Origin of the sequence: Mycobacterium heckeshornense, assembly GCF_016592155.1 — a bacterium.
GTDB classification, from domain to species: Bacteria; Actinomycetota; Actinomycetes; order Mycobacteriales; family Mycobacteriaceae; genus Mycobacterium; species Mycobacterium heckeshornense.
The window spans coordinates 2,838,223-2,853,824 of sequence record NZ_AP024237.1 but is presented as its reverse complement, the minus strand read 5'-3'; the positions used below and the strand labels follow the sequence as shown (position 1 = coordinate 2,853,824).

Annotated in this window: 13 protein-coding genes and 5 pseudogenes; 3 read left to right on the top strand and 15 right to left on the bottom strand. The window is 64.4% G+C overall.

Annotated elements, in window-relative coordinates; translation table 11 throughout:
- The first annotated feature begins 27 nt into the window (after nt 1–27).
- Both MHEC_RS13570 and MHEC_RS13565 read left to right on the top strand, forming a co-directional pair.
- Nucleotides 28–702 (top strand): hypothetical protein, encoded by a 675-nt coding sequence (locus MHEC_RS13570; protein WP_048893510.1) that lies wholly within the window; start codon nt 28–30, stop codon nt 700–702.
- A 487-nt stretch (nt 703–1,189) separates the two neighbouring features.
- Nucleotides 1,190–1,399 (top strand): hypothetical protein, encoded by a 210-nt coding sequence (locus tag MHEC_RS13565; RefSeq protein ID WP_152967080.1) that lies wholly within the window; start codon nt 1,190–1,192, stop codon nt 1,397–1,399.
- Nucleotides 1,400–1,474: 75 nt separating this feature from the next.
- Here MHEC_RS13565 and MHEC_RS13560 read toward each other — a convergent pair whose 3' ends face one another.
- From MHEC_RS13560 to MHEC_RS13495, 14 genes and pseudogenes are all read right to left on the bottom strand, one after another.
- The gene (locus MHEC_RS13560) at nt 1,475–1,708 is read right to left on the bottom strand and encodes a lipoprotein LpqH (protein WP_048893511.1); all 234 of its coding nucleotides are present in this window, start codon (nt 1,706–1,708) and stop codon (nt 1,475–1,477) included.
- A gap of 259 nt (nt 1,709–1,967) precedes the next feature.
- A complete protein-coding gene (locus MHEC_RS13550) occupies nt 1,968–2,504 on the bottom strand; it encodes a CAP domain-containing protein (RefSeq protein ID WP_082170018.1) in 537 nt (178 codons plus the stop codon).
- A gap of 53 nt (nt 2,505–2,557) precedes the next feature.
- Entirely contained in the window at nt 2,558–3,769 is a 1,212-nt protein-coding gene (locus MHEC_RS13545; RefSeq protein ID WP_048893512.1) for an acetyl-CoA acetyltransferase, read from the bottom strand.
- A gap of 1 nt (nt 3,770) precedes the next feature.
- Nucleotides 3,771–5,228, bottom strand: a complete 1,458-nt coding sequence (locus MHEC_RS13540; protein WP_048893513.1) for an OB-fold domain-containing protein — start codon at nt 5,226–5,228, stop codon at nt 3,771–3,773.
- A gap of 83 nt (nt 5,229–5,311) precedes the next feature.
- Nucleotides 5,312–6,277, bottom strand: coding sequence for an IS110 family RNA-guided transposase (locus MHEC_RS13535; RefSeq protein ID WP_414018095.1), 966 nt, complete (start codon nt 6,275–6,277; stop codon nt 5,312–5,314).
- A gap of 43 nt (nt 6,278–6,320) precedes the next feature.
- Nucleotides 6,321–6,692: pseudogene (locus MHEC_RS24295) on the bottom strand (transposase); the annotation flags it as partial.
- Nucleotides 6,693–6,759: 67 nt separating this feature from the next.
- On the bottom strand, nt 6,760–8,493 hold the full coding sequence (locus tag MHEC_RS24290; RefSeq protein ID WP_236591495.1) for an IS1634 family transposase: 1,734 nt from the start codon (nt 8,491–8,493) through the stop codon (nt 6,760–6,762).
- Between the two features lie 168 nt (nt 8,494–8,661).
- Nucleotides 8,662–8,769 (bottom strand): annotated as a pseudogene (locus MHEC_RS25210) (transposase); the annotation flags it as partial.
- A 221-nt stretch (nt 8,770–8,990) separates the two neighbouring features.
- Nucleotides 8,991–10,055: an IS110 family RNA-guided transposase gene (locus MHEC_RS13520; RefSeq protein ID WP_236591494.1), complete on the bottom strand. Its 1,065-nt coding sequence runs from the start codon at nt 10,053–10,055 to the stop codon at nt 8,991–8,993.
- A 234-nt stretch (nt 10,056–10,289) separates the two neighbouring features.
- Nucleotides 10,290–10,436 (bottom strand): annotated as a pseudogene (locus MHEC_RS24285) (transposase); the annotation flags it as partial.
- A gap of 48 nt (nt 10,437–10,484) precedes the next feature.
- Nucleotides 10,485–11,534 carry a site-specific integrase gene (locus tag MHEC_RS13510; protein ID WP_236591493.1) on the bottom strand — a complete coding sequence of 350 codons (1,050 nt, stop codon included), beginning with the start codon at nt 11,532–11,534 and terminating at the stop codon, nt 10,485–10,487.
- 562 nt (nt 11,535–12,096) lie between these two features.
- Nucleotides 12,097–12,414: a helix-turn-helix domain-containing protein gene (locus MHEC_RS13505; RefSeq protein WP_048893880.1), complete on the bottom strand. Its 318-nt coding sequence runs from the start codon at nt 12,412–12,414 to the stop codon at nt 12,097–12,099.
- Between the two features lie 2 nt (nt 12,415–12,416).
- Nucleotides 12,417–13,469: a tyrosine-type recombinase/integrase gene (locus MHEC_RS13500; protein WP_048893879.1), complete on the bottom strand. Its 1,053-nt coding sequence runs from the start codon at nt 13,467–13,469 to the stop codon at nt 12,417–12,419.
- Between the two features lie 131 nt (nt 13,470–13,600).
- A pseudogene (locus tag MHEC_RS13495) lies at nt 13,601–14,260 on the bottom strand (IS256 family transposase); the annotation flags it as partial.
- Nucleotides 14,261–14,328: 68 nt separating this feature from the next.
- Between MHEC_RS13495 and MHEC_RS13490 the strand changes: the two are divergent.
- Nucleotides 14,329–14,629, top strand: a pseudogene (locus MHEC_RS13490) (thiolase family protein); the annotation flags it as partial.
- Nucleotides 14,630–14,790: 161 nt separating this feature from the next.
- On the opposite strand, the gene MHEC_RS13485 reads toward MHEC_RS13490, so the two are convergent.
- On the bottom strand, nt 14,791–15,564 hold the full coding sequence (locus MHEC_RS13485; protein WP_235434982.1) for an ExeA family protein: 774 nt from the start codon (nt 15,562–15,564) through the stop codon (nt 14,791–14,793).
- Between the last annotated feature and the right edge of the window lie 38 nt (nt 15,565–15,602).

Genomic DNA, 15,602 nt, shown 5'->3' with positions numbered 1-15,602 from the left:
TTTGACATAGATAAGGAACCAGCAACTGTGCGGGTGGAAAACGACAAGGCGAACGACCAGGACCATGCAAAGGTCGCCGCCACCGAAGCAACGGAAAGCGAAGAACCCCGAAAGGCGGGCTACCGCGAAAAGACGCGCGACGCCGCGGACACAACCTCGGATGAGTCGGAAGATGAGAAGCACGCCGAAGCCCTTGAGCCCGCTGAGGCCAAACGCCGGATCAACTGGTCGCGGTCGTTGGCGTATGCGGTGCTGCCCGGCCTCGCTTTGTTGCTGACGGTGGCCGCTGGCTACTTGAAATGGCAGAATTCATCGATGGGCAGTTCAGCGGCTGCCCGCACCGAATCCGTTGCGGCGGCCAAGGAATCCGCCATTGCCCTGCTGTCTTATCGGCCCGACACTGTCGAAAAGGACTTAGGCACAGCCCGCGACCGGTTGACCGGAACCTTTCGGGACTCCTACAACCAGCTGATCCATGACGTCGTGATTCCGGGCGCTAAGCAGAAACACATCTCCACAGTCGCCACCGTGCCCGCGGCTGCCTCGGTGTCAGCTACCTCCAACCATGCAGTGGTCCTGATCTTCGTCAACCAGACCACTGTCGTCGGCACGGACTCGCCTACTGATTCGATTTCGAGCGTCCGGGTGACCCTGGACAAGATCAACCAGCACTGGTTGATCTCCGAGTTCGACCCCGTTTAAAAACGCGGAGCGCATGCCGCGGTCAGCCCTACAGCGTGACGTGCGATGGGGCAATGTCCTGACACATCGTGTAGGGCGGCGCGAAAAGACTAACGCATCCTTGGCCTTTCACGACATACGTCGCACCTTGTACGTAGGTGTAGTAAAGCACCGCCGGTGCTGGACCGCTGTTCCACGCGCACTGCCCGGCCGAATCCCGTCCCTCGATCGACAGACACACCTCTGAAAAGTTGGGGTTGACTTCCCCGCATGATCCAGGTTTCACAGTTGCGGTCACAAAGCTCACACCCGAAATCCGCAGCACCTTTGGAGGTATGAGGTCGAAGGTACACTGCTGTGTTGCGTTCGAAGGCGAGGCATTCGAGACGCTTACGGGATGAACGCCGGTCAACGCGATTCCGAGAGTGGCCGCAGAAACGGCAATGAAACGTACCACCCCAAAATCCTACCTCCACAGCCTATCCGGCACAGCAACAACTGAGATTTTTTGTCGAAGTTGCCGAAGTGGGGTGAGGCCGTCGTAGTGGTCCAGTTGTTGTGCGACTCTGTTGCCCGGTGTTCGGGCAGGAAGAATAAGACCAATGCGTTGGAGGCGCTGGTGATCGCCGGGTTCACCCGACCTCAGCACAGCTCAGCCGGGTTGCTGCCACCCGTCGAATACGAAAAAATCACGGCCATCCAACCGGAGGCCGCATAACGGAAACCTCCACGTTTTCAGGGGAAGCCCACAGCGGATCCTAGTCTCGGCGCGCGGACGTCACCGTCTGACGCATCAGCATGAAACCTTGATCCGGAACGACTGCTTCATCGGCGCAATTGCTGTAGGGCTGTACCCGAGAACGGCACCCGTGATGTCGTACGTGGCACCGTTCATCGCGATCGTTGCGTCGCCTTCTAGACCGAGGTTGTAATCACCGGTAACGCCGCTGAGGTTACGAATCCTGACGAACTTGACGGTCAGCGGCCCGGCATTGGACACCATCACCGTCGCCCCCCCGATCGTCATCGCCAGCTTTGATCGTCGTTAACGAATCTACCGTCGAACACTGCACTGCCTTGGTGGTGTCGGCGGTCGTGTCGTTGATGGTGAGCTGCGCTGTCTCGGGCGGCAGCGTCCCGGGCTTGGGCTTGAAAGCCGCCAGCGATGTGCAGCCGACAACACCTCCGATAGCGAGCGCAATTGCCGGAACGACAACAAATCGGCTATTCATCGGAGTCTTTCGCTCATTGAGATGCACCACAAGCCATACCCGTCTACTGGCCGGTCAGGCCGGCTGGCCGTAAACCGCTACCACGACGCTGCGGTCCAGACTGTTCAGCGACCACACCCCAATTTGGGTGTTTGCGCAGTTGGACATGATCGCGTAGTAGTCGGGGCGGTAGTACCAATTACCCATGATGTCAATGCCATTGATCGCCAACGACGGCTGAATGGCCACAGTCTCGGCGACCGTGCCGTGATAGCCCGCAGCCAAGGCCCGGTCCTGCACCGTCGAGCCGTCCGACCCGATGTCACCGTCGAGAGCCCGGTTGTTGAGCAGGTCTTCGGTATGCCGCTGCGCGGCTAGCTGGAGCTGCGGGCTGATCTTCAGGTCGGTGGTGCATTTAGCCTGGTGCTGGACAGTGTAGACATTGGCGACGACGCCATCGTTGAGCCGCTTGTTGTTCGGTATGACCGTGTCTTCGGGGTCACCACCGTCCGCATGTGCGGAAGGGGTGCCTGCTGCGATGATCCCGGCACCCAGCACGACCAGTGTCGCAAGCGTCGGTGTGCTACGCCGCACAATATTACTGACGCCCATCAGTGTCATCGTTGCTCCTCCACGGAGGTCAGCGGTCACGGGGTTCCGATCAATCAAGGGTTGGGTTCGGTGCCGACGAGCGAGACGAAGGAGACGCATTCGCCGGGTCCGCCCCCGAGGTTGTGGGTGAGACCGATGTTCTTGCCGGCGGCGACTGTTCGAATCTGGCGGTCATCCGGCGCGTCTCCGCGTAGCTGCAGCCAGCACTCGAAGAGCATCCGCAGTCCGCTGGCGCCGACGGGGTGGCCGAACGCTTTGAGCCCGCCATCGGGGTTGACTGGCAAGCTACCGTCGAGGTCGAATGTGCCTGCCAGCACCGTTTTCCAGGCGGTGCCGCGTTCAGCGAAGCCGAGATCTTCCATCAGGACTAGCTCGGTGACGGTGAAGCAGTCGTGTACCTCGGCCATCGCGATCTGGGCAGCCGGGTCGGTGAGTCCGGCCTCGGCGTAGGCGTTGCGCGCCGAGGCGACGACTTCGGGAAACGTCGTGAAGTCGTAGTCGGGGTCGACGTTACCGTCCGCGGCACCGGAGACCAGCGACAGCGCCTTGATGTACAGCGGTTTGTCGGTGTACTTGTGAGCGTCGTTGGCGCGGACCACGATCGCGGCGGCGGCGCCGTCGGAAACCCCCGAGCAGTCGAAAACCCCGAGTTGTCCGGCGACCAGCGGTGAACAGGAGATTGTCTCCGCGGATACCTCCTTGCGGAATTGCGCGCGGGGGTTGCGGGCGCCGTTGTGATGGTTTTTCCAAGCGATGCGGGTGATGACGTCCTTAAGCTCGTCGGGTGTGACCCCGTACTTCTTGGCGTAGGCGGGGCCGAGCAAGCTGAAATTGGCTGGCGCGCTGGTTGTTCCGAGGGTACCGCCGGTGCCGTCGGAGGGTATCGACGGGCGCAGCAGACCAGAAAACCCGGAGTCCTTGAGTTTTTCGACGCCGACAGCCATCGCCATGTCGTAGGCGCCGCTGGCTACGGCGTAGCAGGCGTTGCGCAGCGCTTCTGAGCCGGTAGCACACATGTTCTCCACCCGGGTAACCGGTTTGCCGTGCAACCGCAACGGCCGACTGAGGCTCAGCCCGGACAAGCCGGACATGTATGTTCCCAGCCAAAACGCGTCGATATCGCTCAGCGTCACCCCGGCGCTGGAGGTGGTGTCGGTGACCGCCTCGATCAATAAGTCATCGGCCGAGCGATCCCAATGTTCCCCGAAGGCGGTACAGCCCATCGCGATGATGGCGACCCGGTCGCAGATTCCATGTACGGCCATGTCAGCTCTCCTTGGTCTTTCGGCGGGCCGGGCGGGCCTTCCAGAAGTAGTTGTGCACCCCGCTTTCGGATGTGGTAAGCCGCCGGAAGGTCATTTCGACCTGGTCGCCGATCGCGACGTCGGGACTTGTGTCGGTGAGTTCGCAGCGAAAACGGCCGCCGCCCTCGAAGTCAATGACCGCCGCAATCATGGGCGGGCTAGGCGTGTAGGCGAGCCGGTCGACGGTGAAGGTTGCCACGCGCGCGGGCGTATCGGCCATCGGTTGAGGAGCCATCGGCTCGTCGGACCCGCACTTGAAGCAGATCCGAGCGGGCGGCAAGTTAACGGTGCCGCATCGTTCGCAGCGAGAGCCGACGAAACCGTACTTCCAGTTCTCCGATCGATGACTGGGCGGACCGGCGGGGGCATCGGGCTCGGGTCGGCGCGGTGGTTCGCGCCGCAACATCCCCCGCCAGGTAAGAAAGGTGCCATAGCCGAGTGAGTCGTCGGTAGCGGCGATCTGATCGGCCACCGTGGGCGCCGAAGGCCGATGGGCGGCGAGCGCCTCGGTGGTACGCAGGATCAGCGTCGAGGCGCCGTCGGCCAGCATCGCCAGCGCGATCACTTGACTGGGTTCCGCACGTTCGAGCACGTCGGCGAGCAGGACCCCCGGCTGGGCGGTTCCCGGGTTGCCGATCACGCTGGTCAGATCGGCGGCGAGGGCCTCGCGCGCAACGCCGCTGGCCACCGCGAATTGGCGGTTGGCGCGGGACGACAGGCCACACACGATCAGGTGATCGACTTGGGCGGGGGCCAGGTCGGCCTGTTTAAGGGCGGCGGAAAACGACTCCATCGCCAACGGTACGTAGACATGTTCGCCGAAGCGCTCCTCCCATACCCGCGAGGCCCGCGCGCCCGGGGAGCGCCAGCGGTCAAGAATTTCGTCGGTGACCGAGGCGCTGGTGATCAGCTCGGCCAGCACCGGCGCTTCGGCGGTGCCGGGGCCGAACAGCACCGCAGCCGCGGCATCACCGCCCTGTTTTTCGTCGGCGCTGCCGGGAAGACCGCTGCGGATGTCAGCCACGACGGCCAGCGCTCCGTCGGGGCAATCGGCGGCAGCCAGGAAGGCACCCACGGCCGAGCGTGGTGCGCCGCCGAGGTCGACGGCCAGCGTGTTGCGCGGAAGGCCTAGCGCGGCATGGATGACCGCTGCGTTGGATTTGTCGAGGTAGGCCGGATCAGTGGTGGCAAAGTAGATCCGCGACGGCGTCGACGCGACGGGAAGAGCGCGCAGAACGGGGCGTGCCGCTTCGACGGCCATCGAGGTGGTGTCCTCGTCGTAGGAGGCCACCGACCGGCTGCCGGCGGGCTGCGCGCCGCCCAAAACTGATCCGATTTCGGTGAGCCGTAGGCGGTGGTGGGGCAGGTAAGCCGCGCAGGCCACTACGCCGGTCACAGCGGTTGGCGGGGAGGACGGCATGATACGAAATCTAATCGAATTCTGGTTAGGCTTCAAGGAGGGAAACCAGGGACACCGTGTGAAGGAGATTCTCAATGAAGTTGTCAAGCCGCCGCGGCGGTAGGTGCGGGCTGGTATGCCGTGCCGTCGCGGAGCATGGCCCATACCACGTTGAGGCGGCGGCGCGCCAAAGCGAGGACGGCTTGGGTGTGGGTTTTGCCTTCGGATCTTTTGCGGTCGTAGTAGGTGCGCGAGGCGGCGTCGGTGCGGATGGCGATTTGGGCGGACAGGTAGCAGGCGCGCAGCAGGCGGCGGTGGTAGCGGCGGGGGCGTTTGAGGTTGCCGCTGATGCGCCCGGAGTCGCGGGGTACCGGGGCCAGTCCGGACACGCCGGCGAGGCGGTCGACGGAGTCGAAGCCGCATATGTCGCCGCCGGTGGCGGCGAGGAACTCGGCGCCGAGCACGACACCGAAGCCGGGCATGCTCAAGATGATTTCAGCGTGGCGGTGGCGGCGAAATCGCTCCTCGATCATCGTCTCGGTGTCGTCGATTTCGATGTCGAGGGCCATCACCTCCTTAGCCAGGCGAGCCACCACGGTGGCAGCCAGGTGTTGTCCGGGCACGATGGTGTGCTGGGCGTTAGCGGCCGCAAGGGCTTTGGACGCGACAGCATCGGCATTGCGGGCCTTACGTTTTCGCAACCAGGCGGCCAGCTCAGCAGCACCGGCGCGGCGCAGCCCGTCAGGCGTTTGATAGCCGGTAAGCAAAATCAACGCGGCCTTGCTGGTGCTGTAGTCAAAGGCGCGTTCCAGGGCGGGGAAGTATTCCAGCAGCTGGGCCCGCAGCCGGTTGATCGCCCGGGTGCGATCGGCCACCAAATCAGCGCGCCGGCTGGTGAGGATGCGCAGTTCCACCGCGATCTCGTCGCCGGGTCGCAACGGCTGCAGGTCGCGGCGCATCCGGGCCTGATCGGCAATGATCGCGGCGTCTTTGGCGTCGGTCTTGCCATCGCCGCGGTAGCCGCCCGAGGCGTGATAGACGGTGCGCCCGGGGATATACGAGCCCATCATGATTTCTGTGTAAGTCTGAGGTGACTTGACAACGAGTTATATTCTAACACAACGGAATCCGTCCAGGGAACAGTTTCGCCAGGGTGTTAAGCGCCACAGTCCAGTTGTAGGTTCCCGTCCCCGAATAGCCTCCTCTGTGGCTGGAGATGTTGCGCAACCCCAAGTACAGCAACTTGATCGCAGAGTCCTTGTCCGGGAAATGTCCGCGGTTCTTGGTGATTTTGCGTAGCTGGATGGACTCGATCGCGTTTGTCGTGTACACGATCTTGCGTAGTTCCACCGGGTAATCCAGGAAGGCAATGAACTCTGGCCAGGCGCCCCGCCACACGTCGATCGCGCCGGGGTATTGCGCACCGAAATCGCGGTCAAACTCTTTGAGCGCGAGCTCAGCGGCATCTACGGTGGGCGCCGAATAGTCCGAAGTTCCCCCTGGTGTGGAGCGGTTTAGTGGGTTGAGCTGGGGTTTTGTGTTGGTGTGCTGACTACGCGAGTCCGTGGCGGTGTGAGACGCCGAGTAGTTCGAAGGCTCGCCGCTGTAGTGGGGTGGGGTTGGTGATCTTGGTGAATGCCGGCAGGTCGTCGGTGGGCTGGATGTGGTTGGCGCAGATGGTGGCCAGGTCGGCGAGCAGGCTGGTGAAGCTGTGCACCGGGTAGTCGTTTTCGGTGCGTTTGCGCGCTGCCTTGGCCAGCGCTTGATCGGAGCGTTGGGCGGGAGCGACGGGGTCGGCACGTTTGGCGGCGGCGGCGGGTTTGTCGTTGTCCTGGAAAAGGATTGGTGCGAGGGCTTGTTTCATGTGCCAGCTGATGTAGTAGGACAGCATCCGTAGGAGCATGTGCGCGCGCACCCGATCGGCGAGGCGGTGCCGGATGGGTCGCACGTCCAGTTCGGTGTTGAGGGTGCGGAAGAACCGTTCGACGTCGGCGAGGTCCTTGTAGCGCAGCACGACCTCGTCGCGCTGCAGTGTCTGGTCGGGCAGGCTGGTGCGGAGCACGTAGATGCCGTCGAGGGCGGCCTCGGCGGCGATGGCGTCCTGGTTGCGGGAGAAACTGAACGCTTCGTCGGTGATTTGCAGGTCAAAATGCTTGGCCATCTTGAACTTGTTGCGCACCTTGCCCACCCGCAGCGCGATCTTGTCCCGCCCGCGTAGTGGTCGTTTGGCGCGGCGGGTGGCCTCGGCGATGGTCTGTAGTTCGTGTTCGGTGGCCGCCAGCAGCTCGCCGCGTTTGCGGGCACGCTCATCAGCCAGGGCGGGGTTGTGGCAGCACACCAGCCGCTCGCCGGGGTAGTCGGGGTGGGTGATCTCGAACAGGTTCTGCTCGTCGAACAGCGACAGCTGCAGCGCCCCGTCGTCGACCAATGCCTTGATCTGCGGGGCGCGCAGCGCGCTGATCCAATCCAACTGCGCCGGGTGCAGCTCGTCGCGGATGCGCGCGCTGGTGAGCATGCCCCGATCCCCCACCAGGGCGATGGTGGTCAGCCCGAACCGGGTCTTGAGCTTGGTGATCTGGGCGCCCAGGGTTTTCGGGTCGGCGGTGTTGCCGTCGAACACCTCAATGGCGATCGGCACCCCGGCTGGTGAGCACAGCAGCCCGTAGACGATCTGCAACCGGCCTTTGACCCCGTCGCGGGCATGCCCGATTTTCCCTAACGGGCAGGTGTGGCCCTCGAACGCCGCCGAGGACACGTCATAGAGCACCAGGGTTCCGTTGGCCAGATGCCGTGCGGCCAACGAGTTTTCGATGGCATCCTGGCGCTCGACCACCCAGTCCATCGCGTCATACAGGTCATCCTCATCGGCACCCGCCACGCCCAGCACCGCACCCAGGGTGCTGGTGGCGGTCTCGATGCGCAGCCCGCGCGCCATCGCCAGCTTGGAGCCCGGCTCGATCACCGACGCGGCCAGCATGGCGCACACCAAGTCCCGGTTACGCGACGGGGCGGGGTCGATCAGCTCGGCCATGCCCAGCTTGGCGGCGGTGCCCAACACCGCGGCCACATGCCCGTGCGGCAGGCTGCGGGTGATGTCAAACGCCCCGGCCAGATCGCCCCTCCCCGGCAGGCCCTTGAGCGCGCGCTGCAGTTTGTCCACCTTGTGCTCGGGCCAGCGCGACAGGTTGGCCAGCGTGCGGGTTTTCACCTTGCCGTTCTCGCGGTAACTTTCGCGCAACAGCACCGCCGGCGGTGATCCACGGTTGGGCACCCGCGTCACGTACATGATTACTTTCTAGCACAACAGCAGTACGAGAGTAGCGAATTTAGAAAATGACACGCCGAACAAGTCTTGCGAATACATGATTACGCCTTGCCGGCACATGAACACTGAAACACCTGCTCACAAAGCAGAAAGGAAATCAGCCCCCTCTCAGAAGGGGGGAACTTCGGGATAGATGGCCCGCATCGACGAGGCGACCTTGCGGCGGTCCTTATACGACACGAACCGCATCGCATTGCGAATAACATGCACCACACAGACTCCCGCTGTCAACCTCGGGTCGTGGGCATGATTGATCGCCGCGGCGGGCTGACTTTGCTCAGCGCGGGGGCGGGGTGGGGTTGTTAGGCGGCGGTGGCGCGGTGGTGGATGGCCGGGTCGTAGGGGTTGTGGTCGTGCCAGCAGCGCCACAAGATGCGACACCAGCGGGCGCCCAGGCCACGCAGGGCACGATGGTGTGGGTGGCCGGCGGCGCGGGCGTGTTGGTAGATGTCGGCCGATCAGAGGTCTTCACGGACGGCGACGAACATCCACCAGTCGATGGCGTGCCGCATCCGCCGGTTGGCGGCGTAGCGGAAGCGAACCTGACGTGTGCGCCCGGACACCTTGGTGACCGGAGCCAAGCCGGTCTCTGCCAACAATGACGGCGCCGAAGGAAAACGACTGCGCTCCTCACCCATTTCGGAGATCAACACGGCGGCGGTGACCGGTCCGATGCCGGGGAAACTGGTGAAGATCGGGGTGTCCGGGTGCGCCTCGAGCAGTTCGCCCAGTCGTTTGTCATGGGCTCGCAAATGGGTGTTGAGTAGAGCCAGTTGTTCGGTGAATGCTTTGGCCGCCAACGCTTTGCCAGCAACGGTGCCGTCGCTCGCCGATAGCAGATGCGGCTGCATCCGGGCGACAAGTGTCTCGGGTTTGTGCCGGCCACTGTAGCCGTGCCGGGACGTGAACGCGCCCATCCGCGCAGCGGTGATCCGGCCCGCCTGCACGGGAGTGGGATAGCTGCGGATGAAGGACAGGGTGATGTCCCGGTCCAGTGCAGAAAACAGGTGCAACGGGCACGGATGATAGGCATCCAAGATTGACCGCAGTCGATTCTCGGTGTCCACCTGCATATCCAGGATGCGTTGACGATCGCGGCTCACTGCGGTCAGCTCCGCTAGAAGCGGCGACGGAACGGCCAACGGCCGCCACTGGGCATACTGGTGACGCAACGTATCGGCCAACACATAGGCATCGAATTCGTCGGACTTGGCGGCCGCCATCCGATAGCGTTCGCGTGCTCGCGCCGAGATTTTCGGTGACACGCAATAAATTTCGGCATCGCAGTGGTGCTGGAGATATTCGACCAGTAGCCCTTCGGCCCGCTCGATCGCGATCCGGACCGCACCGGTGAACGAAGCAATCAACCCGACCAGGACGGCCAGACCATCGACGGTGTGAGCGACCTTGCGACTGAGCAGCTGCTGGCCGGTGCCATCCAGCACACACAGGTGATGGAAGCGCCCGCCCCAGTCGATCCCACACCAGAAGCTGTTCGGCCGTTGCAGAGTACTCTGATTCATTGCACTTGGATCCCTTTCAATGTGAAAGGTTCACCCTGCGATCGCGAGGCCTGCCCGGAACCTCATCTCGGCACTCACCGCCCACAGCGGTGGCGCTGCTCTCGCTGGCCGGTCCACGCCCCGCAGCCACCACGGGCGGACAGGTCTGCATGTGGACCTCGAAGGTGACGCGTTTGCGTGGGCCCTGCCCGTGGTGGTGCAGGTGAACGCCGAGACCATCCCGGCCGATCCATTGTTAATAGATGAGGTTTGGATCACGGTATCGGGGAAGATCGAGCGGATCGCATCAGGCAAGCCGGTCAGCCCGTCGCAGCAGGCGATGAGGATGTCGCGTACTCCGCGGTTGCGCAGGTCGATGATGACCTTCTGCCAAAACCGTGCGAAAGCGCACGGGTTCGCGCGAAGGTGTGCGAGGTGGCGCCTGAAGTATCACGAGTTCGGCAGACGGGCGGTGTCAACGTGGTCTGCGAGGTAGGCGACGACAGCTTCGTGGTGCATGCCGTAGGCAGCGGCGACGAGTTTCGCGTCGACCGTGCCGACGAGGTCTACCAGCCGTGTCGAGCGCAGGATCCGGGGCTGGATGCCGACCGCGCGCAGGGTGTTCTTGATGTAGCCGTCGGAGGCCGGCGCCCGGGTGGCTTTGGTCTGCATGGTGACCAACAGGTGGGAATTGTTGCCGCCCAGCACCTTCCGGTGGTCGAGGCAGCGATGCAGTGCGGTCCAGGTCCACGGGTCCAATGGGGTGGGTTGTGGTCGGCGACCCAGCCGGATCCGGCGGCGGTTGTTGTCGATGTCCGCATCGGTGAGGTGCTGCAGTTCTTGTGTGGTGGCGCCGTGCAGCAGGGCGGCCAGCCCGACGAACGCCTCGTGCGGGTGCACCTCGGGGTCTGTGCTCCACCGCTGGAACAGTTCGCGTTGCCGGTCGACAGGCAGCGTCGGGCCGCGGAATGCCATGGTCTGCGGCGCAGTCAAGCCTTTCGTGGGGTTGATGAGCATTAGCCGGCGGCGCAGACCGTAGCGGCAGAACTGGCGCAGCCCGGTCAGGTAGAAGGCACGCCGGCTGGGATGAGCGTGCAGGAAGGCTTCGATGTCGCCGACCTCAATGGTGGCCCAGTCAGTTTTGCCGCGCGCCATGGACAAGAACTGAGCGAAGTCACGCACGGCCCCAAGCCGGGCCTCGAGCGTGGGATGCCCGCGCGGGTGGGTGCCGGTGCGGCGGGCACGATCGCGGCTGGCGACCAGGTGCTCGGCAAACCCGGCCACCGCCTGGCGCAGGGGTGGGGGCACCGCGTCGATACGGGATTGGCGGCGGGTGGCGGCGCGGCGTTCCTCGCGATCGGTCGGTAACGCCAGTTGACGGGCGGTGAGGAAGTCCTCCAGGGCCCGCGCGAGCGGAACGTCAGTGGCCACGGATTCCAGCAGGGCCTGCGGATGCACCGGGTGGTTGTCGGCCAATCGTGTGCCGAGCCGGGTCAGCATGGCGCAGGCGCGGTCGGGATGGTGGCGTCCGATGAGATAGGCGGCGAAGTCGCCGAGCCAGTCGGGTGGATTCTCGAGTGTCGCCGCAAGATTAGCCGCTCGGACTGGGATTCGATGCGGCGAGCGGGCCCAACATCTTTGGCACCGTCCCGCCCCGGTCAGTCGAGTGACCCGTCCGCAGTCGACACAGGCCGCATCCGGATTCGGTGGCCGGCCCGGATGTGAGCAGGAGCCACACCAGCCGGTGGTGGGTCGCAGGATCCGGCGTTTTCCGCAGCGTGGACACTCGGCTCGGTTGGCGTCCAAGCGTTGCCGCCGAGCGCACTGCCCGCAGAGGTCGCGGTCGACGAACAGCACTGGCGCATTGCAGATCCGGCAGGTGCGCGAACAGCGCGCGCAGCATCCGGTGTCCGGCCCCAGAACCCGCAACACACCGCAGCGCGGGCAGCGGTGTTTGATCGGTGCGTGACACCGCGCCCAGTGGCAACGAGCACAAAGGTCACGCTCTGGTTTGCCGACCGCGCGACCACAGCACCGGCAGTCCCGGACCCGGCGGGTCATGCTAGATCGGCGGCATCGACCGGCCCCGCCGCGACGCTGGCGCGTCGTTGACCGCGACCTTGGCCGGCTTCGGTGAAATCTGTTGTGTGACAGGGGTGGTATCGATGTCAAACAGGTCATTGGGCGAGCATTCCAGTGCGGTGCACAACGCGATCAAGGTGGACAGCTTGATCTGACTGGGCTGTTTGGTGAACAACGCCGACACCGACGCCGAAGACAGCTCCAATCCAGCCTTCTCCGCCAGCAGCCGTTGCAGTTGGGCGCCGGTCCACACCTCCCGCTGGGCGGCGGCCATCCGAAGTTTCCACCTGATCTGCATACTCACTCCTGCCCGGTCAGTTCGCTCAGCGTCGCCGAGATCGCACGCTGATAGGCGTCTTCGATGAAGGTCTCCGACGGGCGCACATACCGCATGGTCGACGCGACCGTCCAGTGTCCTAAAAGCTGTTGAATGGCAACGAGATCCACGCCTCGCTCATAGTTGTGGGTCGCACAGGCACGGCGCATCCCATGCGGGCTGAACCACTCACCTTCAGGCCGGCCTTCCACTCTCATCAAATGCCGCAACCGGTTGCGGATGGTGGCCGCGGCCATTGGGCCGCCGGACTCATCACACAGCAACACCGGACTGTCCGGGAACCGGCCGCGCACATCGTCGAGATACCAGCGCAACACCAGATCCAGCCCGTCTAACATCGGCACCCAACGCGGCCGCGGCCCGGAGCCCTTGGCGCCCTTACCGAACCGCACATGCAGCTTGCCGAACGTGCCGCGCCCAAAATGCACATCCGAGCAGTCGAGCATCACCACTTCTTCCGACCGCAGCCCGGCGTGATACAGCGTGCGGAACAGCGCATAATCCCGCGCGGCCGGCGCATACTTGCGGGCAGTCGCAATCCGACCCTTCAGGAACTCGAAGAACGCGCCCACCCGCTCCGCCGTCGGCGGCGCCTCCGTGCTCGGCGAGTCGTCGCTGACATGGCGGGCGGCGTTGAACTCGTCCAATGGACAGGCCAGCCGGACCCCGAACGCCGCCTCGATCTCCGCGGCCTTGCGGACCTCAAGGAACCGGTGAAAGCCCTTGAACACCTGCAGATAATTGCGTCGCGTCGACACCGCCCGACCCGAACTGGCGAGCTCGCCCACCACCCGGTCGACGTCCTCAGCGGTCACCTCCCACGCCGGGCGCCCCAGCGCCACCAGCATCCGCTCCAACACACCGACGTCGTTGGTGATCGTCGATTCGGCGAACCCGCGCGCGGTCCACGACGCCACGAACGCCTCCACGCATTCGGCCTGAAACCGCTGCGGATCTCGCGTCTCCACGACCGCCGCGACCTCGCCGGTGATCACCCGCAGCCGCCCGTCTCCCACCGCGTACCTTCCTCGCACCTAGGGTTTCAAGGCAGTACCTTAACTCGCGGGCTTACACCTGGAACATCAGCGACACGCCCGTAGACCGGAAAACCTCAGGCAGCAGCGCCAATCCGGGGAAACGAACCTGTGCTCGTTCCATATCCCTCCCCGTCGCCGTGCTCACCGGCCCATAATCCGAGGATGTCGCGGGTGCCCTCGACGGTGACGGCCAGCGCCAGATAGATTGGCCGGTCGGCGACATTGCCATCACGAATCTTGACGTTGACCGCATCGATGAAGATCACCGGATACACCGGATCCAAGGGGCGGCTTTGCCACTCGGCCATGCCTTCGAGCACCCGGTCGGTGATCGTGGAGATGGTCTGTTTGGACACAGCCGCCCCATACACCTCGGCCAGGTGCGCGCTGATCTCACCGTGCGTTAAACCCTTGGCGCTCAATGAAATCACCAGATCCTCCACGCCGCTCAGCCGCCGCTGGCGCTTCTTGACGATCTGCGGCTCAAACGAGCCGGCCCGATCCCGCGGCACTTCGATATCCACCGGACCCGCCTCGGTCACCACCGTTTTGGCCCGGCTGCCATTGCGGGAATTGCCGCTGCCGCGCCCGACCGGATCGTGCTTGCCGTAGCCCAGGTGATCGTCGAGCTCGCCCTCCAGCGCCGACTCGACCACGCGCTTGGTCAAATGGGACAGCAGGCCACCTTCACCGGCCAGCTTCAGGCCCTGCGCGCGGGCCCGCTCGGCCAACAGCCGCACCAACTCATCGTTGCTGGCCTCACTCAACAGCGGCTGCGCCGGCGGCGCCGCATCCAGGTCCACAGGACTATCTTGATTACTAACCACATCAGTCACAGGTGCCTCCTACTTCTCAGCAGTTACACCGTTCTTTGTACAGTCCCGGCTTGTCGGTGATACACCTTGCGGAGCTGTCGGTACAGGTGCCCAACGCGCTGGTTAATCGGGTCGGTATCGATCCCGCGGTCGTCGATGACGTGATCTGGGGGTGCGTGATGCAGGCCGGCGATCAGGCTCTCGATATCGCGCGAACGGCGGCGGCTGGCGGCGGGGTGGGCGGAGACTGTGGCCGGTGTCACCGTCGACCGCCAATGCGGGTCCAGTCAGCAGTCGGTGCACTTCGCTGCCGCCGGTGTGGTGTTGCGCGTCGCTGAAGATGACGATGAGGGCGTCATCGATGTTGACGACGATCCGATGATGAGAACGGCCCCGCTCGGTGTGGTGAGCGGGGCCGTGGTGGGCGTGGTGACGGAGTGCTGGTCGGGTTGATGCGGTGCTGGTCGTGTTGACGTGAATCAGGTTCAGTCCGCGGCGGTTTCGCTGATCGCGATGCGAGCGGCCTTTTCGTCGACGATGGCGTGATCGGCGGCGAACGCGGCGGTCAGCGCGTGCAGGGCCAGGTTGTTGACCGCGCGGGGGTGACCGCGGGAGGCGTTGTGGATCAGCCCGATGGCGTCCTCGGAGAAGAGGGTGTCGGAGCGTCCGGCGATTTTGCAGTGATGGCGGATGTAGTCGGCGGTGTCGGCGCCGTTCATCCCGGCGATGGTGTAGCGGACTGCGATGCGCTGATCTAACGCGGCGAGCACCCCGAGCCGGAGCCGGTGGCGCAGGCTGGGTTGGCCGATGAGCACGACGGCGAACGGGGATCCACTGTCCATCTCGTGGTTGGTCAAGAGCCGGATCGCTTCGAGCTGGTGGTTATCGAGTAGGTGGGCCTCATCGACGACCAGCACGGGATTGCGGCCCCGTTCGGCGTGTTCGGTGGCCAGCGCCTCGGCGGCTTGGGGGGCCAGGGCTGATTTGTGATAGGCGGGGGTGTGCCCGAGCGCGGCCACGATGTGGGTGAGCATGCCGCGCACCCCGATGGTGGGGTTGGCCAGGTAGATGAACACGTGCCGAGACGGATCCAGGTTGGCGGTGGCCGCCCGCACGGCCACGGTCTTGCCCGCGCCGACCTCGCCGGTGATCACTCCGATCGCACGCTGGTCCACACACCAGGTGATGCGGGCGACCGCCTCACCGTGGCCGCTATGGCGGTGCAGCATGGCTGGCGCCAGGTCACGTCCGAACGGCATCCGGGTGAATCCCCAATGTGATTGCAGCCGTTGGATAC